This window comes from Candidatus Amarolinea dominans, assembly GCF_016704685.1.
GTDB lineage: Bacteria > Chloroflexota > Anaerolineae > SSC4 > Amarolineaceae > Amarolinea > Amarolinea dominans.
In genome coordinates, this window is the sequence record NZ_JADIZS010000002.1 from 136,023 (window position 1) to 156,813 (window position 20,791).

Here is a 20,791-nt window from a genome sequence, read left to right on the forward strand (position 1 = left end):
ATCCTTTGTCCCTGCGGGCCGTGACGATACTCACGGCCCGCAGGGATTTTTGCGTGTCAGCGGCAGCCGCGTGCGGGTACATCGGCCAGGGGATGATAGGTGCGTGTGTCTGTGCCGTAGACCCAGACGTTGCTGAAGGTGGGCACGCCGGGCACATCCACCCAGAAGTAGATCTGATTGGCCGGGTCGCGCGCCAGGCTGAGGTCGAAATCGGCGAAGTCCCAGGCGGTGAAGGTGACGTTGCCCACCGTCAGCGGCCGCGGCGCGCCGGCGATGCCCTGCGGTGCTTGATCCACGCCGCTGTTGACCGCCCAATGCAGGCGCACGTCAGGCTGCCAGGCGCGGTCGCCCACCACGGCTTGCAGGCTGTTGGCGACGAACAGATGGACGCTCAGCGTGCCCCGCGTGGCCTGCGCCACCGGCAGGTTGCCGGCGCTCTGCACCGAGACGATGCGCGCATCGAGGGCCAACGGCCGTCCGGCCGCCACCCCGCTTGGCGCCCGCACCGCGGCCGGGCGGGTCAGCGGGCTGCTGCCATGCGACCAGACGTTGTGCGCGGCGCTCTCCTCATCCACGGTCACAAAAAAGTGCAGCGTGTTGACCGCATTACGCGCCGCGCTGACATCCACATCGTTGAAGTCCCACACCGGGAAGGTGCGGCCGGCATCGGTGGCCAGGCGCTTGTCCCCGCGGCCCACGAAGGTCGCCGGCTCGCTGTTCTGCGCCATCCACAGGCGCACCGTGGGCGTGGCGCTGCAACTCACCGGGTTCAGGCTGCCGTCCGCAAACAGATACGCGGTGACATTGGCTTGATCGGCCTGGCTGACCGCCGCGCCGTTGTGCGGCCACACGATCTCGATCCTGGCCTGCATCCCGGCGACGGGCGCGGTGGTCGCCACGGGCGCAAGGGTGGTCGGCGCCGGGGTTGGGCCGGGAGTGGGCGTGACCGTCGGCAGGGTGATGATGCCCGGCGTGGCCGTGGGTGTGGGAGTGGGCGTCGCCAGCGCAGTTGGCGTAGCCGTGGCGGTCGGCGTCGGCGTGGCCGTATCGGTCGCGGTCGGCGTGGCTGTATCGGTAGCGGTCGGCGTGGCCGTGTCGGTCGCGGTCGGCGTGGCCGTCCCGGTCGGAGTAGGCGTGGCCGTCTCGGTCGGCGTTGGCGTCGCCGTGTCGGTCGGCGTCGGGGTGGCCGTATCCGTTGCGGTCGGCGTTGGCGTAACCGTGTCGGTCCCGGTCGGAGTAGGCGCGTCGGTCGGCGTCGGGGTGGCCGTATCCGTTGCGGTTGGCGTTGGCGTGGCCGTATCGGTCGGCGTTGGCGTAGCCGTATCGGTCGCGGTCGGCGTCGGGGTGGCCGTATCCGTTGCCGTCGGAGTGGGTGTGGCCGTGGCGGTCGGAGTAGGCGTGTCGGTCGGCGTCGAGGTGGCCGTATCCGTTGCCGTCGGCGTAGGCGTCACCGGGCGGTAGTTGAGCACCAGGCGCGGCTGCAAGGCGCCCGTGGTGATCTCGTTGCTGGCGAGATCGAAACGCACCGGGGCATCGCTGGTGGCCCGGATCAACAGCCCGAAGTTGGGCGTCTGCCCGCTGAGCCAACGCTGCACGAGCGGCGTGATGTCCAGGCGGTACCAGATGTGGTCGCTGAGCAGCACGCCGGTGGCTGCCGGCGCCTGGCGTTTGTCGCCGCCGGGCGTTCCCCAGGCGGTGCCCGCGGCCGCCTCCTGCCAGGTCACTGTGGCCGGATCCCAGGCCTGCGTCACCTCGTAGGCCGCGATGAAGAGGCGCGTGCTGGCCGAGCGTTGACGGGCGTGGATCTCCAGCGTGGCCTTCGAGACAGCGGCGAAGCCCTGCAGGTCGGGCAGGTCGAAGCGCAGCAGGACGGCCGAGCGGCCGCCGGACTGCACGGCCAGCAGTGGTTCTTTGCCGAAATTGGCCGTGGGGGCGTCGGCCCGGATAGCCGCATCGCCGCCGCCCTCGTAACCGGCGCGCCCCTGCTGCAGGATCACCACCCCGGTGGGCACCGTGGTCGGCGTTTCGGTGGGGGTGTCCGTAGCCGTCGGCGTAATGGTTGGGGTGTCGGTCGCGGTCGGCGTGTCGGTCGGCGTTGGTGTGTCGGTCGGCGTCGGGGTATCCGTGGGGGTATCGGTCGGCGTCGGGGTGTCCGTAGCCGTTGGCGTATCGGTTGCGGTTGGGGTGTCCGTAGCCGTTGGCGTAACGGTTGGTGTGTCGGTCGGCGTCGGGGTGTCCGTAGCCGTTGGCGTGTTAGTCGGCGTCGGCGTGTCGGTCGCGGTCGGTGTGTTCGTTGGCGTCGCCGTGTTCATCGGGGTATCGGTTGGCGTCGGAGTGTCCGTAGGCGTCGGCGTGTTCGTGGCCGTGGGCGTGTTGGTTGGCGTCGGTGTGCGCGTCCGGGTAGCCGTGGGCGTCGGCGTGTTGGTCGCGGTCGGGGTGCGCGTCGGCGTCGGCGTGTTGGTCGGGGTCGGCGTCCGGGTGTGCGTCGGCGTGATGGTCACAGTCGGCGTCGGTGTGTTGGTCGGGGTCGGCGTCCAGGTGCGCGTGGGCGTGATGGTCACAGTCGGCGTCCGGGTAGCCGTGGGCGTTGGTGTGATGGTCACAGTCGGCGTCGGTGTGTTGGTCGGGGTCGGCGTCCGGGTGTGCGTCGGCGTGATGGTCACAGTCGGCGTCGGGGTGTCCGTAGGCGTCGGCATGTTCGTGGCCGTGGGCGTGTTGGTTGGCGTCGGTGTGCGCGTCCGGGTAGCCGTGGGCGTTGGTGTGATGGTCGGGGTCGGGGTCGGGGTGCGCGTAGGCGTCGGCGTGACGGTCACAGTCGGCGTCCGGGTAGCCGTGAGCGTCGGTGTGATGGTCGGGGTCGGGGTCCAGGTGCGCGTCGGCGTGACGGTCACAGTTGGCGTCGGTGTGTTGGTCGGGGTCGGCGTCCGGGTGCGCGTAGGTGTGATGGTCACAGTCGGCGTCCGGGTAGCCGTGGGCGTCGGTGTGATGGTCGGGGTCGGGGTGTGCGTCGGCGTCGGCGTGATGGTCACAGTCGGCGTCCGGGTAGCCGTCGAAGTCGGCGTCCAGGTGCGCGTCGGCGTGATAGTCGGCGTCCAGGTGCGCGTAGGCGTAGGCGTCGGCGTGATGGTCACAGTCGGCGTCCGGGTAGCCGTCGAAGTCGGCGTCCAGGTGCGCGTAGGCGTAGGCGTCGGCGTGACGGTCACAGTCGGCGTCCGGGTAGCCGTCGAAGTCGGCGTCCAGGTGCGCGTCGGCGTGACGGTCACAGTCGGCGTCCGGGTAGCCGTCGAAGTCGGCGTCCAGGTGCGCGTGGGCGTGATGGTCGGCGTCGGCGTCGCTGTGGGCGTCCAGGTCTGGGGTACGCGTCGGCGTGTTCGTCGGTATAGACGTGGCCGTGGGAGTCCAGGTCGGCGTACGCGTCGGGGTCGGCGTGCGCGTCGGGGTGCGGGTGCGCGTGGGCGTCGACGCGGTGGGGGGTGTCGGTGGGCAGCGGTGGGATGATGACGGTCGGCGTCACTCCACCCGTGGTGACGTTGCGCAGGTCGAGCCAGAGCATGTGCAGGATCGGTTTGATGCCTGAGCCGGTGTATTCGATCTGGATGTCGGCCCCGTTGTCGAGCTGATTGCCGGCAAAGAGGTCCAACCCATCGAAGGTGGCCCAGCGCCAGGCGCCCGTGCCTTGACGGTTGATGGTCAGGCGACGGCGCGTGCCGGCCGCGTCCGACGCGTAGACGACGTCGAAATCGCTGGTGTCCCTGTCCACGTAGGCCAGGCGCAGGGTGACATTGCCCAGTTGGCGCCCGGCGTGGACCGTGTCCATCACGTCGAAGCCCAGCCGCGCGGACTGCATCTGCTTGGCGTGGCGCGAGTAAACAGATTCGATGGGAGACGGCAAGCCGGCCGTGCTGCACGAATTGCCGCCGCAGTAGGCGCTGAGATGAACCGACGCGGGTGAGGTCGCGATAACCTCGATGTAGTGTTCGAAGTCGCCAGGCCAGCCGCTGCAGAAAGATCCGCAGTAGGTGCCGCCAAGCGGGTACTCTGTCTCACGTAGGGCCACCCACAGTTGGTCATTGGTGGCAGCGGTCTTGCCGAGTTGGCGTTCGATCCAGTTGCCAAAATGCACGGGAAAACCGGCGTCGCCCGTGGTCGGATTGGGCGTCTGCACGGCGTTGAGGGTGCTGACGCTGCTGGTACATGCGCCGCTGTTACGATCAGCCGGGCAGAACCAGGCATCCTGCACATCCACAAAGTCGGCGCGGGCGTTGAGTGCGGCCAGCCAGGACCAGTAGCGCCATTGCATGTCCGCTTGATTGCCGCTTGGAAATGGCAATACCGGCTCGAACTTGGTCGGCAAAATCTCAGCGTAGTGCTTGATCAACTCGAGCGAGCCACAGTCAATGCCAGGCGGGGGCGTGGATCTGGGGTTTTCCACAAACTGGGGCACGTCCGGGCTCATGCCATTGAAGCCAACGCCGATGTGGCGCGGGTTGTAGGACATCATCAAGTTGACCCACGTGCAGCGACTCTCATCAGTGGGCGCCGGCGCGAAGTTGAGATAGACCGGCTTGTTGGGGAAGGCGTCGTGAAAGGCCTGGATGGCCCCGGTGACGAAGGCGGTCATTTGCCATTTTCTGACCGGGAAGTTGTCGTCATCGCCGTTGACGTAACACCAATTGGCGCCAATCTGCGTCTCGTTGTCGTAACCACCGGCAATGATGATGCCGGCGATGCGCGGGTCGTTGTTCCACTGGCGGCCGGCATCCATGACAAGGGTGCGATAGGCCGCCAGCAGATCGGGGTCATCGAAGGCCGGTACGTTGACGGTGTAAGGCGTCAGTGGGCGCGGCGGCTCATCCAGCGTCTGCGTGATCTGGATGACATGATCGGGCGCCAGGGCCTTGACTGAGTTGGGAACGTTGTTGTTGCAGAAGCGCTGGCCGCTGCGCTCAAGGCCCTGCGTCCAGAAGACGGGCAGGGTGAGCCAGACAGGACGGGAAATCCGGCGCCCGTCGGACAGGGTGATCTGCTGGGTCGCGATCTGGCTGACTTTGGCCTCGATAGCGGCCCAGTTGAAGGTGCTGCCCGTGGCCGAGATTTGATCCCAGTAGACATCAATGTGAGAGGCCAGGGCAGGAAGACTCGTCGGCAGCGGCGTTGTCGGCTGATAGTCGTCGCGACGCACCAGGATGTAGTTACCCGGCCCCCACACCGGCTTGGGCGCCAGCGTGGGCGTGGCGGTGGGCGTGCGGGTGGCGGTGGCGGTGGGCGTATGCAGGTCACGCACGCTCGTAGGCGTGGAGGTGCGGGTGGCCGTCCCCGGAATGATGGGGAGGAGCGGACGCAGCAGGAAATAGAGCACAAGACACAGAACGATCAGGATGAGGATCAGGATCGGTAGCCAGCGGCGTTGGTTCTGCATTGGGCGTTCTCCTGGCGCGTCTGGGGATGGCCTATTGTATCACATTTTGGAGTAGGGACAAGCGTCACTTGACGCTGGCGACCGCCATGACGGTGCCCATCACCGCGGCCAGGGGGGTTTCGCGCAGGAACGGCTCGACGTGGGCAAAGAAAGCATCCGCAAACCAACGCGGGAACATGGGCAGCGAAACCTCGCTGTTGAGCCACAAACGGGCGTTGGCCTGGAACAGCCCTTGCCCATGCAGACGTTCGATGGTCAGTCCGGCCCGCTCGAAAAAGTGCTTGAACTCCGGCGCCGAATAGTGCCACATGTAGCGCGGGGTGGTGGGCTGCTGCGCCAGGCCCAGCCGGCGGTAGAGCGCGCCGGGCGCTTCGCCCAACGCGTTCAGGCGCCAGCGGTTGGTCATGCTCAGGATGACTTTCCCGCCGGGCCGCGTCACCCGCGCCATCTCGTTCAGCAGACGCTGCGGATGCGGCACATGCATGATCGCTTCCATGCAGAGCGCCACATCGAAGGCCGCGTCAGGGAAAGGCAGTTGCTCGGCATCGGCCTGTAAGAACTGCACGCCCACGCCGTGCTCATCGGCCGCGTGCTGCGCCAGCGCCAGCATCTGCGGCGCAATGTCCAGCGCCGTCACCTCCGCGGCGAGCGCGGCCAGGTTGACGGCAAAACGCCCCTTGCCGGTGCTGATGTCCAGCACGCGCTGATCGCGCCACGTCTGCTGCGCCAGCACCCAGCGCAGTTGTTCGGCAAAATGCGCATAGAGCGGATGGGTGGGGTCTTCCGGAAACCACCAGTGCAGGACGGTGTCCGCCTGGCGAAAATAGGTCTTGGTTGCGTCAGTCATAGCTGTTATATCGTTTTCATGTCCATGCAGTGAACCCCGCGCGCAGCCAGGTGCGCCAGGACGCGCTCGAAACAATCGGCGTCCGCGCCCACGAACTCCGGCGGGCAGATGCCGGTGCGGCGGAAAGTCCCGTCCAGGAGCAGGCGTGCCACGCCGGTGCAGGTGTAGCCGGTGGTGCGGGCCATCGAAGAGGTGCCGCTCACCGCATCGGTTTCATCGTACAGATGGTAGCTGTAGGCGCAGGGCTGATCGTTTTCACGGCCACGAATCTGCACCCGCATGATGGTGAACTCCGGCTCGCCGGGCGTCAAGCGCCACTGCTCGAACAGCAGCGCCGCGGTCACCGCCAGCGGCTGCACCTCCGCGCCGGCAATGCGCCGCGGCGTCGCATCGAAGAAACCGCTCGCCTGCAGCACGCGAATCAGCTCGATGTGGCCGGGATAGCGCAGCGTCCTCTCACGCATGTGGGGCACAGAAACGGTGCGCAGCAGCGTGCGCAGCCCGTCGGTGTTGAAGGCTTCGAGTTCGCCGACCGGCGCCAGCGTCACCAGTTCTGCATCGGAGAGCGCCGGTTTGACCACGATCTCGCCGTTGACCACCAGCCGCGCCGGCCGGGTGTACTCCTCGATCACATCAATGGGCGAAAAGGGCGCTTTGTACTGCCAGGGATAAGGCCGCGCCGTGGGCAAACCGCCCACCATGCACTCGAACGAATCCACCGCCATGCGGCCATAGTGATAACCGAGGATGAGATTGCCCAGGCCCGGCGCCACGCCGCAATCAACCACCGCAGTGACCCCGGCCTGGCGCGCCAGTTCATCCAGGGCAAACGGGTCTTCAGGGAAAAATGAAATGTCCACGACGTTCTTGCCCGCGGCGATGACCGCGGCCAGCACCTGGAAACCCATGAAGCCGGGCACCGCGCCGATGACCAGGTCCGCCGGCGCCACGGCCGCGGCGATGGCCGCCGGCTGCATCAGGTCGGCCTGTTGAAAGGTCAGGCGATGGCGGCCGGCCAGGGCCTCCCCGCGGCCGCGGTCCGCGTCCACCACCACGACCTCGTACTCGGTGCAAAGATCGGCCGCCATGGCCCCGCCCACCATGCCCGCGCCCAAAACAACCACTTTTTTCATCATTCATGCCCCCACATGGTGAGTCATTTTACCACACCACAGAGGGGACTTCCAAGCGGTTGAGGGGCGCGCCAGCATTACGCCCATCACTACTGGCAATCTTGCCGACAGGCAGCCATCACAGTATACTCTGGGTAGTCCCCAAAATGCAGATCTACATTTTCTTACGTTTTCTTACGTTTTCTTACATTGTCTTACTTTGTCTTACTTTTTCTCGAAGGAGGGGCCGTTCCATGCATACGCTCAATGCCGCCATGTTCCTGGAGGACGCCGCACAGCGGGCCGGCGACAAACCTTTTCTGTTGACCGGACAGCAGCCCGTGACCTTTGGCCAGGTCGAAGAAAACGCGCGCCGCGCGGCGCGCATGTTCACCGACCTGGGCATTCAACCCGGCGAACGCATCGCGTTCCTGCTGGGCAATTCGCCCACGTTCATGGCCTGTTACTTCGGCGCGCTCAAGATGGGGGCCGTACCAGTACCCCTCAACCCGCAGTCGCCCGGCCCAGAAGTGGCCTACTATCTGACCGATTCCCATGCCGGCGCGTTCGTGGCCGCCGAGCCTTTCCTGGAAGCGGCCCAGGCCGGTTTTCAGGCGGCCGGCACCTGCCAGCACTTCCTGTTCGACAATCTGCCCGGCAGCACGGCCTGCCCGCCCGCGGCCCAACGCCTGGCGCCGCTGCTGAGCGCCGCCAGCAGCGACTTCACGACCGCGGTCACCCAACCGCAGGACGTAGCCGTCGTGCTTTACACCTCCGGCACCACCGGGCGCCCCAAAGGCGCGATGCTCAGCCATGCCAACCTGCACTTCTTCACCGAACTGCTCGCGCGCGATCAGTGGGAGCTTGGCCCCAGCGACGTCATCCTGATGACCGCGTCGGCCTCGCACATCTTCGGCCAGACCATCCTGCTCGTGGCCTGCGCCACCACCGCCGCGCTGAGCCTGGTCGGCCGCATTGACATCGCCACCCTGGCCGCCAACATCCAGCGCGACCGCGTGACCTACTTCGCGGGTGTGCCCATGCTGGCCAACCTGCTGCTCCACTCTCCGCAAGTGGCCGCCTTCGATCTCAGCTCCCTGCGCAAGGTGATGTTCGGCGGCGCCACCATTTCTTCCGAAGTCATGGCGCAGTTCAAGGCTCGCTTCCAGGTTGAAGTCATCACCGGTTACGGCATGACCGAGGCGGTGCCCCTGACCTTTGCCAACGCGGCCCTGATGCGCAGCGCGCCGCCCGGCTCGGTGGGCAAGCCGGTGTGGGGCACCTCCCTGCGCATCGTGGATGAGACGGACGCCGACATGCCGCCGGGCAGCGCTGGTGAAATTATCGTGCGCGGGCCGCAGGTTTTCAGCGGCTATCAGAATCGGCCAGAGGCCAACGCCGAAGCCCTGCGCGGGGGCTGGTTCCACACCGGGGACGCCGGCTACCTGGACGCCAACGGCTACCTCTTCATCGTAGACCGCCTGCGCGAGATGGTCAAGGTCAGCGGTTTTTCCGTTTTCCCTGCCGAGGTCGAGCGCGTACTGCAAGCGCACCCGGCCGTAGCCGAAGTCGCGGTCATCGGCCTGCAGCGCAAAAACCTGGATGAACGCCTGAAAGCCTTCGTCGTGCTCAAACCGGGCGCCGAAGCCGGCGCGCGCGAGCTGATCGCCTACTGCGAAGCGCAGTTGGCCGAGTACAAATGCCCGCGCCTGATCGAATTCCGCGCCAGCCTGCCCAAAAGCCCCACCGGCAAAATTGATAAAAAGAGCCTGGCCGAGTGATGGCAGCGCCTGAGGCCGACACCCTGGTTGATGTGCTGCGTTGGCGCGCTGCTCGACAGCCAGACCGCCCCGCCTACATCTACCTGACCGATGGCGAGACAGAGGAACAGCGCCTGACCTACAGCCAGTTGGACCGGCAAGCGCGACAGGTGGCGGCGGCGCTGCAGTGCGTGGCCCAACCGGGCGACCGCGTGCTCGTCCCCTTCCCCTCTGACCTGGCGTTCATGGCGGCCTTCCTGGGCTGCCTCTACGCGGGCATGATTGCCGTGCCCGCGCACCCGCCGGCCCTGCAGCGGGCGGGACGGCCGGCCACGCGGCTGCAATGGATCGTGCAGGACGCGGGCGCGACCGTGGCCCTGGCCGCGCCCGAGGTCATCGCCACTCTCGATCGCCGCATCGGCCAGACGCCCGGCCTGGCCGCGCTGCACTGGCTGGACCTCCAGCAGGCGTTGGCCGAACCAGGGCCGCCCTGGCAGCCGCGCCCGCTCACCCCGCAGATGATCGCTTTCTTGCAGTACACCTCCGGCTCCACCACCGACCCCAAAGGCGTGATGATCCCGCACAGCAGCATCCTGGCGAATGCCCGCTGCCTGCAAAGCGTCTGGGAGCAGGATGAAACGACGGTCGTCGTCAACTGGATGCCGCTGCAGCACGACGGCGGCCTGATCGGCATGGCCCTGCAAGCGATCTTCATCGGCGCGCCCTGCGTCCTGCTTTCGCCCACCGATTTTCTGCAAAATCCGGTGCGCTGGCTGCAGGCCATCAGCCGCTTCCGCGGGCACACCAGCGCCGCGCCCAACTTCGCCTACGACCTGTGCGCACAAAAGATCACGCCCGCGCAAAAGGCCGGCCTCGATCTCAGCAGTTGGCAGGTGGCGGTCAACAGCGCAGAACCGGTGCGCGCCGAAACGTTGGCCCGCTTCGACGCCGCGTTCGAGCCGTGCGGCTTTCGGCCGCAGAACTTCTATCACGCCTACGGGCTGGCCGAAGCGACCCTGTTCGTGGCGGGCAGCCGCAAAGCGACGGCGCCGTCCATCTTCACCTTCGACCCGCGCGGCCTAGAGCAGCAGCAGGTGCGCCCGGCCACGGGCGTGGATGGCTACGCCCTGGTGGGCTGTGGACGTCCGCTGAGTGCCCCTGACGTGGAACTGGTCATCGCCCAGCCTGAACAGCGCATCCTCTGCGGCCCCGACACGATCGGCGAAATCTGGTTCCGCAGCCCCAGCGTGGCCGCAGGCTACTGGAATCGCCCGGACGAGACGCAGCACACCTTTGGCGCCACCCTGGCCGACAGCGGCGCCGGCCCCTTCCTGCGCACGGGCGACCTGGGCTTCTGGCATGCAGGTGAGCTGATGATCCTGGGACGCATCAAGGACCTCATCATCGTCCAGGGGCGCAACTTCTACCCGCAGGACATCGAGCTGACCGTCGCGGCCAGTCACGCGGCCCTGCAAACCGATAGCTGTGCGGCCTTTGGCGTCACCGTCGCCGGCCAGGAGCGCCTGGTGATCGTGCAAGAGCTGCGTCGCGAGTTCCGCAAGCGCCAGGATCAGGCCGATGAAATCGTGCGCGCCATTCGCCTGGCCGTGGCGCGGCAGCACGGCATCCTGGCCTACAGTATCGCCCTGATCGCCCCGCTCAGCCTGCCCAAGACGAGCAGTGGCAAGGTGCAGCACCAGACCACCCGCCGCCTGTACCTCGACGGCGCGCTGGAGACCGTGGCCGCATGGACCGCGCCGCCGCCCACGGCCGCGGCCGCGGATCTGTCACGCGCAGCGGTGGAGCTGACGCTGCAGGAGCTTTTCCAGGCCGTCCTGGGCGCGGCCGTGCCCGATCGCAACACCAGTTTCTTCGACCTGGGCGGCGATTCCCTGGCCCTGGTGGAGCTGCACGTGCTGATCGAGGAGCATCTGCAACGCACCGTACCTGCGCAGACGCTCCTGCAGACGCCCAGCGTGGCCGGCATGGCCCAGGCGCTGGTGAGCGCAGAGCCTGGCGAGCCGCCCGCGGCTAAGCCAGTTTTGGAGAAAACCGCCCTTTCTACGCCGCCGCGGCCGCGCGTGCATACCATCCTGGCCCGGCCTGATCTGTCCACCCGCCAGAAGATCAGCGCGCTGGCGCAGGCGCTCATGCGCGGCGGACCGCAGGCCGTGGGCAGCCGGCTGCCCTACGCGACCGGCGCGCGCTTCCTGGCCTGGTTGAGCGGCCAGACCTGGCTGCAGCAGCGCGCGTTCCAGCCGCAGGTGGCCCTGCTGCGCCGCTGCCTGGCGCTGCTCGATCAGCCGGTCGCGGCGAAGGCGGTGATCCGCTTGAGCCTTTGCTCCAACCTGTGGCATGCCTGGCGCCTGGCCGCGCTGGCCCAGGCCACGCCGGCGGTCTTCGACGCGTACGTGCAGGTGCAGGGCCTGGAGATTTTGGCCGCGGCCCAAGCGCAGGGCCGCGGCGTCATCATCCTCAATCGCCATGCCGCCCTCAGCACACTCTCCCTGTTGATCCTGGCCCGCCAGGGTGCAGACGACTTGATGATCGTGGGCCGCGGGGGCGCCAAGCTCGATCTGCTCGGCCTGCACCGCTACAAGGGCCGTTTCCTGGTGGATGATGAGAGTCAGCGGGTGGATGAAAAGGTGGGGTTGGCCGCGCAGATGGTGGTGGGCCTGCAAACCCTGAACCGCGGCGGCGTGCTGAGCATCGCGGCGGATGGCTACCAGGTCAGTCAGGCGCTCACGCTGCCCTTCTACGGTCGCCAACGGCCGTTTGGCGTCGGTTTTGCCGAGCTGGCCGTGCGCAGCGGCGCGGCCGTGATTCCTGTCTTCGTGACGCTGAGCCTGTCCGGTCACGTGCAGATGCAGTGTACCGAGCCGCTGACGCCGCAGGGGCAGATGGCAGACGAACGGGTGCGCAGCCTGGTGCAGCAGTACGCGGCGCAGTACGCCGCCGCCTGGCCGCATGACCTGGGCAACTTCTACTGGGGACACTTGAGCAAGTACCTGGCGCTGCCGGAAATCGCGCTACTGCCCGCTCAAATTGCCTCTATGCAGGATCAAGCAGATGTCATTGCTCGTCGTCTATGCAGCAGTTCCAAATGTAGCCATCCATGTGACTGGCCAGCGCCAGGCCGTCCTGGTGGGCGCGACGCGTCCCGTAGGGACACCTGACCTTAGCCATCATCGCACGAGCCGTATCCGTCCCGTAGGGACGGTTGAATCCATCCCCCGCGGTCGTGGTATAGCGACGGATTGCGCTCGGGGCTCATTCAATCGTCCCTACGGGACGACGGGTGTGGGGGGGCATCGCTAAGGTCAGGGCGTCCCTACGGGACGACGGGTGTGGGGGGCATCGCTCGCTCAAGTCAAGGCGCCCCTACGGGGCGCCGCATTTCCAAATGTAGCTTTCCAACGCCCACAATCCCTCTTGCTGCCCACCTATCTCGGGGATCTTGGGCCAAAACCGCCCAAACGAGGAGCGCAGGCCCATTTACGGGCAGCCATTCCGTTCACATTTGGAATTCCTGTCGTCTATGACTTTAGGATGGCGGCGATCTCATGGGCGCGGCCGGCGATGGCGGCGGCGGTCTGACGGCGCAGATCGAGGCCCACAGCATCCGGCGCGCCGATCAACGCGCCTTCGACCTCGGCCAGTGCAGCGTAGATCAGGCGCAGCAGGCGCCGGGCTTCCGTGAGTTCGTGGCCGAGCGCCAGCAGCGTCTTGTCCACCTGGATGGTGTGCTGGCGCAGATGCGCGTCGAAGCGATGCAGGCGAAAGCGCAGCGGCATGTCGTACCCTTCCCAGTAGCGCGCGGGCCAGGCCAATTCCTCTTCTGTCACGTCGGCCAGTTCGGCCAGGACGCGATCGTGCCAAGCGGCGTCGAAAGCCAAAAGATCCGTAAACTCGCCTTCGAGCTGCGCGTTCAGCGCCTCGAAGCTGACGCCAGCCGTGGACTGCCAAAGCTCATCGGTCATGTCCGGCGGCTCTGCGACGCCGCCGCGCCGGCTGTCCAGCGCGCCGCGCACCACCGCGTAGAAACCGATCGTGGCCTTGGTCATGTGGGCCAGGGTTTGCTGCACGGACCATTCGCCCGCTGCAGGCGCCTGGGCGGCCAGGGCCGGCGACACACCCAGCAGCGCGGCCTGCAGATCACGATGCGCCAGGTGGTAGAGCGCCAGGATGCGCTGACCGGCCGTCGGCGCGCAGCCGGCGGCGCTGCGGGCGGTCAACAGGCGCACTTCCAGCTCTCGCAGTTCCTCGTAGGTGCGAAAGAAGGCAAAGCGCACACCTTCCTCGTCGTATGCACCCCACACCCAGGGACGTTCCAGGTCGGCGGCCGCAGCGCCCTGGGTAACGCGTGCAAACTCCTCCACAGCCTGGACAATGTTGATCTCTCCCATGTTGATTCTCCTTGATTCGTTAGCCCGGCGGCGTACAGACCGTGACCGCCGTGACGCGGTCGCCGCGCAGTTCCATCACATTGACTCCCTGCGCCACGCTGGTGCGGGGCGGCACCTCGGCCGCGTCGAAGCGGATCAGCTTGGCAAACGCGCTGATGCACAACATCTCATCCGCGGCGCGGACCGGCAGCGCGGCCACCAGGGATTCGGTCTTGATGGCGATCTTGCCTTGCCCGCCTGCGGATTTGCTGGCGGCAAAACTCTCCATCGGCCGGAACACCCCCTGTCCATCCGCGCTCACCAGGAGCACGCTGCCGTCAGCGGGCAGCGGCGCCATGCCCACCAGGCGCTCCTGCGGCGTCAGCCTGATGCCGCGGGTGCCTCGGTGCGACACCAGTTTCTCCTCGAAACGGATGCCCAGGCCGGTGTTGCTCGCCAGGAAAAGATCGCCATCGCCGCGGCTCAGACACATCACCGTCGGCGGGCCGCCATCCTTGGGCTCATACAGAATGGTGCCATCGGCCAGATTGGGGCCGACGAAGTTGCGGCGCATGCGGCGCACAGCGCCTGTGGCCGTGCCCAGCAGCACCCAGGGGCGATCGTTTTCATTGGCATCGTTGACGGCCAGCACTGCGCTGATCTTCTCGCCCTCAGTCAGGCGCAGGCGTTCGGCCAGGCCATCGCCCCGGTCACGCACCTCGCCCAGGTGCAGGCTGCTCACCGGTACGCGGTACGCGCGGCAGCGACTGGTGACCACCAGCAGCGTCTCGCTTTCCAACGCAATCAGGAGAAAGGCGGGCGCGTCATCGTCCTTCAGCTTGATGTCGTAAACGCCCATACCGCCCCGGCGCTGTTTGCCATACGCGTTGAGCGGCGTGCGCTTGACCATGCCCTGGCCGCTGATGCTGATGAGCATCGTAGCGGGCGAATACTGGATAGCCGGCAGATTGAGCGGCTCCGGCTCGGCCGCGGACGGCCGGGGAGCGCTGACCCGCGGCGCGGCCGCTCGTTCCACGCGGCGCACGCCCCTGGTCTGTTCCAACTCCGTGCGCAGGCTGCGATTTTCGGCCTGCAACATCTCGATGTACGCGCGCATGGCCGGGGCAAGCGTATTCAGGTCGGGAATAGGGGTGCTGTGAATGTCGTCAGGCATGGACTCTCCGTAGGCTGGTCAGGTTTCAGGCGGCGGGGGTACCCCCGCCGCCGGCTTTTTGCGGGCCCCCCCCGGAATGGCCTTCGGACCGGCCGCCGGGCCACCCCTCCCCCCCCTTTACGCTCGCCCCGGCTTTAACCAGCCCCCCCCGGCGCGGGGGGAGCGCCGGCCGACCGCCCCCCCCCCCCCCCCCCCCCCCGCCCCCGCCCGGGCGCCCCGGCCGCCGCCCGGCCGGGGCGCGGCGGGCCCGGGGCCCCGGCCCCCCTGCCCCCCCCCGGCCCCGCGGGGGCGCGCCTCCCCCCCCGCCCCACGCCCCAAGGCGCCACCCCCCCCCCCCCCCCCCCCTCCCCCCCGGCCCGCGCCTGGGCCGCCGCCCCCCCCCACCCCCCCCCCCCCCCCCCCCGCCCCCCCCCCCCCCGGGGCCGGGGGCCGGGGGGCGGCCGTCCCCCCCCTGTTCCCACTCCGGCACGCCGTCACTGTCATATCGGGCGGCACGAGTTGCATCCAGGTGTTGCCCGGCTTGAGCGGAATGACCTGGCCGTTGGCATCCAGGAAGGTCAAAGGCGATTGGCGCTCTGGCCGCACCCACTTGCCGGGGTAGGCCTTGCCGTCGCGGTAGACAGTCAACGCGCCCTCGCCCCACACCTGAATCTCAATCGAACGATTGATGCCCACATCCACCGTGCCGTGCTCCAAAATGGGCGTCGCCACATGAACGGCCGTGAGCACCACGACATTGGCCGCGCTCAACTGCGTGTTCGTCCCGGCGTCCTTGTGGATGGCGCCGCCCTGCCAGCGCAGCCAACGGCCCGCCTTGGAATCGTAGCGCCATTCGACGCGGTCGCTGCGGGTGGGATAGGGAATCTTGAGGTTGGACGCCGCGCTGCCGCCGGCTGGCGCGGCCGCGTCGAACGTCCAGCCGAGTTTCGGCTCAGGCGCTTTGTTCCAACCGCGCTTCTGCGCGACATTCCACAGAGTGGTCGTGCTGGCATACAAATTGTGTGGCACCGCGCGCTTGGGATCGCGGAAATAGGCCGGGCCGTTGAGCGCCTGCTCCAAAAGCCGCTCCTTGAAGTCCGATTCGTACAGCATCTTGCGCACTTCGGTGGACGCGCCGGAGAAGCAGAGCACAGCATCAAAAATCACCGGCCATTCCATGTCAGGCAGGCGTGCGCTGCGGATCGAACCGACGCGCTCCGCGCCCTGGCTGTGAAAGATGGCCGTCATGCGCGTCAGATTGTACTCGACGCGGTGCTCGATCACCACATCGGCCTTGCTCAAACCGCCTTGCGGCCGCACATTCACCGTATTAGCCACCTTGATCGCCAGCGGCCGCCGCGTCAGAATTTTTGAATCGCGCACCGGCAGCCCGGTAAACGGCGCAACTGCACCATCGGCCGGCGTCGTTCCCGCCGGCGCCGGACTTGCGGCCGCCGGGCTTAGCAAGCCCGTCAACAAAACCACCACCCCCATCAACACCCGCGCTACACCCCAAAGCCGTCGCATCCTCACCTTCCTCCCTCTTCCCCAAGTCAACCTTCTTCCTCAATCAACCTTCTTCCAATCAACACCCTCACCACCCGATCTCCGATCTCCGATCTCCGTTCTCCGTTCTCCGTTCTCCGTTCTCCGTTCTCCGTTCTCCGATCTCCGATCTCCGTTCTCCGTTCTCCGTTCTCTCTCCTCTTTCACCACCCGCTATTCATTGCGCACGAAGGCGTTCTCACTCAACAGGGCGAAGGATACTCTGCACTTTGTACTTTGTACTTTGTACTTACTGCGCCGTCACCGTCATATCGAGCGGCACGAGTTGCATCCAGGTGTTGCCCGGCTTGAGCGGGATCAGATTGCCATTGCCATCCACAAAGCGCAAGGGGTCCTGACGGCCGCCGCGAATCCACTTGCCCTGGTAGGCCTGGCCATCGCGATAGACGGTCACCGGGCCTTCGCCCCACACCTGAATTTCGATCGAGCGGTTGACGCCGCGATCCACGGTGTCGTGCTCCAGGATCAGGGTGGGCACATGATTGGCCGCCATGACCACGATGTTCGCGCTGCTCAACTGCGCGCCGATGCTGGCGTCGTTTTGCGCCACGCCGCCCTGCCAGCGCAGCCAGCGACCGCTGCCCGCGTCGTAGCGCCACTCCACGCGGTCAGTGCCGGTGGGATAGGGAATCTTGATACTGGTCACACTGCGGCCGTTGGCCGGCGGGTTGGCGCTGAAAACCCAGCCCAACGCCGGCTGCGGCCGCTTGTCCCAACCGCGGGCCGCGGTCACGTTCCACAGGGTGGTGGTGCTGGCAAACAGGTTGTTGGGCACCGCGATGTTGGGATCGCGGAAGTAGGCGCTGCCGTTGCGCGCCTGTTCCAGGATGCGGTCGGCAAAATCGGAGGCGTAGAGCTTCTGGCGCACCGGCTCGACGCCGCCGGAGAAGCAGAGCACCGCGTCGAACACCGCCGGCCATTCCAGATCAGGCAAGCGCGCGCTGCGAATCGAGCCGACGCGCTCCGCGCCCTGGCTGTAGTAAATCACCGTGAACCGGGTGAGGTTGTACTCGACGCGCTGCTCGATCACCACATCCGCCTTGCTCAGCCCGTCCTGCGGCCGCACGTTTTCGGTGTTCGCCACCTTGATCGCCAGGGGCCGCCGGTCACGCACGGTCGCGTCGGTCAACGGCAGGCCGGTGAACGGCGCCAGGTTGGGGTCTTTGGCCGGATCGAGATAATTGCCGGGCAGCGGCGCCGGCGTAGGCGTGTCAGTTGGGGCGGGGGTGTCGGCGGGCGGCGCCGGGGTGTCCGTTGCCGGCGGCGCCGGCGTATCGGTCGGCGGGACGGCTTTGGGCGCGTCGGTGGCCTGGGCCGCGGGCGCCTTCGGCGTCTTCGTTGGCGTGGGTGAAGGCGCGGGGGTGGGCTGGCCGCAGCTGGTCAGCAGCAGGATCGCAATCAGCAGCCAGGGTAGACCCCAGGCGCGGCGGTGATTCACAGTAGGTTTGATACGCATAGGACTCATTCTCGCAACAACAGGTTCAGAGTCACCGCCTGATACAACCAGAGCGGCGTAACGTGATTATAACATCGGGGTATCAGTGGCCCAAATGGCCGGGGGAGGCAGATAACGGATGGGCCAGTTGTGCCGCTCAGGGTTCACTTCTGCGCACGGCAGCCTCTGCTTGTGCCAGAACCACGCTGCCGCGCGCCGGCGGGCGTCTGGTCATGAGGTCAGCACATCTCCTGCAGACGGCCTGCGTCATCACAATGGGAAAACAGACGACTCTGGGCCTGGCCAGGTCGCCGTGTCCGCTGCCGGGTTGCCAGCACCTGGCTGGGCAACGGGTGGCAGCGATTCCCCTTGCGCAGGAGGATAGCATGAGATCCAAAACACTGATGCTCATCGGCGGCGCGCTGTTGGCCCTGTTCGTGCTTGCGAGCGTGGCCTCGGCGAGTCTGGGGCGCATTGCCCTCCCCAGGATCCCTGGTTCACTCTGACACCTCCCCCCGGTGGCCGACCAGTTGAGCCTCGGACGTTCTGGCTTTACCTACCCCTGTTTCAGTACAGCGTGCCCGCGGTTCCGCCGACGGCTACGCCGACGCCGACCGTGCAACATGCTGCACACGGCCACCCCCACACCCACACCCTCCGACTGCTCGAACATGCTGGTGAACGGCGGCTTCGAGACCAACGAGGCGTGGATCATTCGCACCAATCCGGTGCTGGCGGCCTATGTCAACGCGCCGGTCCACAGCGGTGATCGCGCCATGCGCACGGGCATCGCACAGGGTGGCGCCAATGTGGCGAGCTACTCGCCCGTCGAACAGGCCGTGGTCGTGGCAGGCTTAGGGAGGTCAGAGGTGCGCTTCTGGCGCATCAACGTGTGGGGTGACGGCGCCAGCGGCCAGGCAACGGCCGCGCCGCCCGATCCGAAGATGCTGCCACGCAGCGAGGCGGAACTTCGGCAGCTTCTCAACCGCGACGCCAGCGATCGCCCGTTGGCGCCGCTGGGCGCCGATTTCTTCTATGTCCTCGCCATCCGCAGCGACGGCAGCCTCGTCTGGCTGTTGACCGAGCGGATCAACAACCCAACCTGGCGTGAGGCCACGTCCCTTGACCTGACTCCGTACGCGGGCCAGACGCTGCGCTTGCAGTTCGGCACCTACAACAACGGCACGGGCGGCATCAGTCGCACGATCATTGACGACGCTTCGCTGAATATCTGCCCGCAAAATGCGACGCCATCCGCGACGCCGACGCGCACAGCGACACACACGGCGACCCCGACGCCGACGGGGGCAGGGGCAAGCCCTACTCCGACGGCGACGCGCACGGCTATCCCGACGGCCGCGCCCGGTGTCGTGAGGACACCCTACTGGGCCGGGCGGTTGAACCTGCCGGTCGGCAGCCGGCCGCACGGCGTGGCGGTCAACGCCTCGCACGATAGCGTCTACATGGACACTCGCGTCTACGTGGCGTTCCACGGCATAGACCACAGCGGTCACACGCTAGGGGTGGTCAACGAGTACCTGAGCCTGCAAGCGCAGATTGACTTAGGGTCAGCCACGCAGGGGCCTAACGGCGTGGCGCTCATCCCGTCCAGCGGCCGCGTGGTGGTCGCCAACCGGCAGACGAGCAATGCCACGGTGGTGGACCCCGTCTTGGGCGCTGTGGTCGGCACGATCCCAACCGGATCCATGCCTGATGGCGTGGTCATCGCGGGCAGCTATGGCTACATCGCCAACTACGGCAGCGACACGGTGACCGTGTTCGACCCGGTCACGCTGGCTGTGGTGCAGACGCTCAGCGGCGTCGGCCACGAACCGGCCATGTTCGCCAGCGATCCCGGGGGAGATGAAGTGTTCCTGACGGCCCACGGCTCGAACCAGGTGTATCACCTGCGCGGGACCAGCGTGCTGGGCCACTGGGACAACGTGCCGGCGCCGTACGGCATCGCCTATGACCCGGCCAGCCGGCGGCTGTACGTCGCCAACCGCGGGCCGGCGCACACGGTGACCGTGATTGACGTCTACCTGGATCAGATCGTGGGTGCGATCGAGGTTGGCAAAGAGCCTTACGTGCTGCTGGTCAACCCACGGACCGGGCGCCTGTTCGTGGCCTGCGGCGACGAGGTGAAGATCTACGATACCTTGAACTGGTCGTTGATCACCAGCATCCCCGTGCCGGCAGGTGCGGATGAGGGGATCGCCTCCGACCCGATGCTGACCAGGGTGTTCGTGACCAGTCAGGAGAGCGACGCGCTGACGGTAATTCAGGACGACGGGCAGCCGCAGGTGGTGTTCGCCAGCGATCGGGACGGCAACAGCGAGATCTATCGCATGTGGCCCGACGGCCGCAACCAGGTGCGCCTGACCTTCACCGCGGACGCCTTCGAGACCGCGCCGGCCGGCTCGCGCGACGGCCGCTGGATCGCCTACGAGCGTCATGACGCCGGCAGCCCGGCGACCAGTCAGATCTGGGTGATGAGCCGCGACGGTCGCGCGGCCACGATGCTAACCGAGGGGCCATTCAACCACCGCAACCCAGCCTGGTCGCCCGACAGCCAAAAGATCGCCTTCGAGTCGGACCGCGACGGCGACTGGGATATCTACATCTTCGATCTGACCACGCACACCATCAGCAAGGTGACGAATAACACCACCCACGAGATGCAGCCGAATTGGTCGTTCGACAGCGGCCGCATCGTCTACACCTCCGACCTGTATACGCCCAACGGCGAGATCTTCGTCATGCACGCCGACGGCAGCAACGCCCAGCGCCTGACGGTCAACTTCGGCGGCGACGGCGATCCAAGCTGGGAGCCTTCGTTCGGTCGCATCGTATTCTGGGGCAGCCGGCCGCAGGGGCAGGCGCTCTACACGATGAGGCCCGATGGGACAGACATCAGCCTGCTCGTGCCGCAGTTGCTGGGACCAGGCTCACCCGCCTGGGGCTTCGAGGGCGACGCCATCGTCTTCAGCGGCTACCGGCCCGGCAACGGCTACAGCGAGATCTTGCGCGTCCAGCCTGACGGCAGCGGCCTGGTGCTGCTGACCCACAATGAGGTGAATTTCGACTACGCACCGGGGTGGTTGGGAGGATAGC

At 67.0% G+C, this 20,791-nt stretch carries 11 protein-coding genes; 3 read left to right on the forward strand and 8 right to left on the reverse strand.

What is annotated here, in order from left to right; translation table 11 throughout:
* Window positions 1-56 precede the first annotated feature (56 nt).
* From IPF85_RS02205 to IPF85_RS02220, 4 genes are all read right to left on the reverse strand, one after another.
* Window positions 57-3,263: a DNRLRE domain-containing protein gene (locus tag IPF85_RS02205; RefSeq protein ID WP_343406429.1), complete on the reverse strand. Its 3,207-nt coding sequence runs from the start codon at window positions 3,261-3,263 to the stop codon at window positions 57-59.
* Window positions 3,260-5,419 (reverse strand): hypothetical protein, encoded by a 2,160-nt coding sequence (locus IPF85_RS02210; protein ID WP_343406430.1) that lies wholly within the window; start codon window positions 5,417-5,419, stop codon window positions 3,260-3,262. Before IPF85_RS02210 ends, IPF85_RS02205 begins: the two co-directional genes overlap by 4 nt.
* A gap of 64 nt (window positions 5,420-5,483) precedes the next feature.
* Window positions 5,484-6,266, reverse strand: coding sequence for a class I SAM-dependent methyltransferase (locus IPF85_RS02215; protein ID WP_343406431.1), 783 nt, complete (start codon window positions 6,264-6,266; stop codon window positions 5,484-5,486).
* A 5-nt stretch (window positions 6,267-6,271) separates the two neighbouring features.
* Window positions 6,272-7,402, reverse strand: a complete 1,131-nt coding sequence (locus IPF85_RS02220) for a saccharopine dehydrogenase C-terminal domain-containing protein (RefSeq protein WP_343406432.1) — start codon at window positions 7,400-7,402, stop codon at window positions 6,272-6,274.
* 230 nt (window positions 7,403-7,632) lie between these two features.
* On the opposite strand from IPF85_RS02220, the gene IPF85_RS02225 reads away from it, so the two are divergent.
* A complete protein-coding gene (locus IPF85_RS02225) occupies window positions 7,633-9,159 on the forward strand; it encodes an AMP-binding protein (RefSeq protein ID WP_343406433.1) in 1,527 nt (508 codons plus the stop codon).
* Window positions 9,159-12,314: an AMP-binding protein gene (locus IPF85_RS02230; RefSeq protein ID WP_343406582.1), complete on the forward strand. Its 3,156-nt coding sequence runs from the start codon at window positions 9,159-9,161 to the stop codon at window positions 12,312-12,314. Before IPF85_RS02225 ends, IPF85_RS02230 begins: the two co-directional genes overlap by 1 nt.
* A gap of 360 nt (window positions 12,315-12,674) precedes the next feature.
* Here the strand turns inward: IPF85_RS02230 and IPF85_RS02235 are convergent, their stop codons facing one another.
* The 4 genes from IPF85_RS02235 to IPF85_RS02250 form a co-directional block, all read right to left on the reverse strand.
* Window positions 12,675-13,544: a DinB family protein gene (locus IPF85_RS02235; protein WP_343406434.1), complete on the reverse strand. Its 870-nt coding sequence runs from the start codon at window positions 13,542-13,544 to the stop codon at window positions 12,675-12,677.
* 19 nt (window positions 13,545-13,563) lie between these two features.
* Window positions 13,564-14,697: a DNA gyrase C-terminal beta-propeller domain-containing protein gene (locus IPF85_RS02240; protein WP_343406435.1), complete on the reverse strand. Its 1,134-nt coding sequence runs from the start codon at window positions 14,695-14,697 to the stop codon at window positions 13,564-13,566.
* 117 nt (window positions 14,698-14,814) lie between these two features.
* Complete coding sequence (locus IPF85_RS02245) at window positions 14,815-16,203, reverse strand: DUF3048 domain-containing protein (RefSeq protein ID WP_343406436.1); 1,389 nt, start codon at window positions 16,201-16,203, stop codon at window positions 14,815-14,817.
* 268 nt (window positions 16,204-16,471) lie between these two features.
* On the reverse strand, window positions 16,472-17,698 hold the full coding sequence (locus IPF85_RS02250) for a DUF3048 domain-containing protein (RefSeq protein ID WP_343406437.1): 1,227 nt from the start codon (window positions 17,696-17,698) through the stop codon (window positions 16,472-16,474).
* A gap of 602 nt (window positions 17,699-18,300) precedes the next feature.
* On the opposite strand from IPF85_RS02250, the gene IPF85_RS02255 reads away from it, so the two are divergent.
* Window positions 18,301-20,790 (forward strand): hypothetical protein, encoded by a 2,490-nt coding sequence (locus IPF85_RS02255; protein ID WP_343406438.1) that lies wholly within the window; start codon window positions 18,301-18,303, stop codon window positions 20,788-20,790.
* Window position 20,791 lies beyond the last annotated feature (1 nt).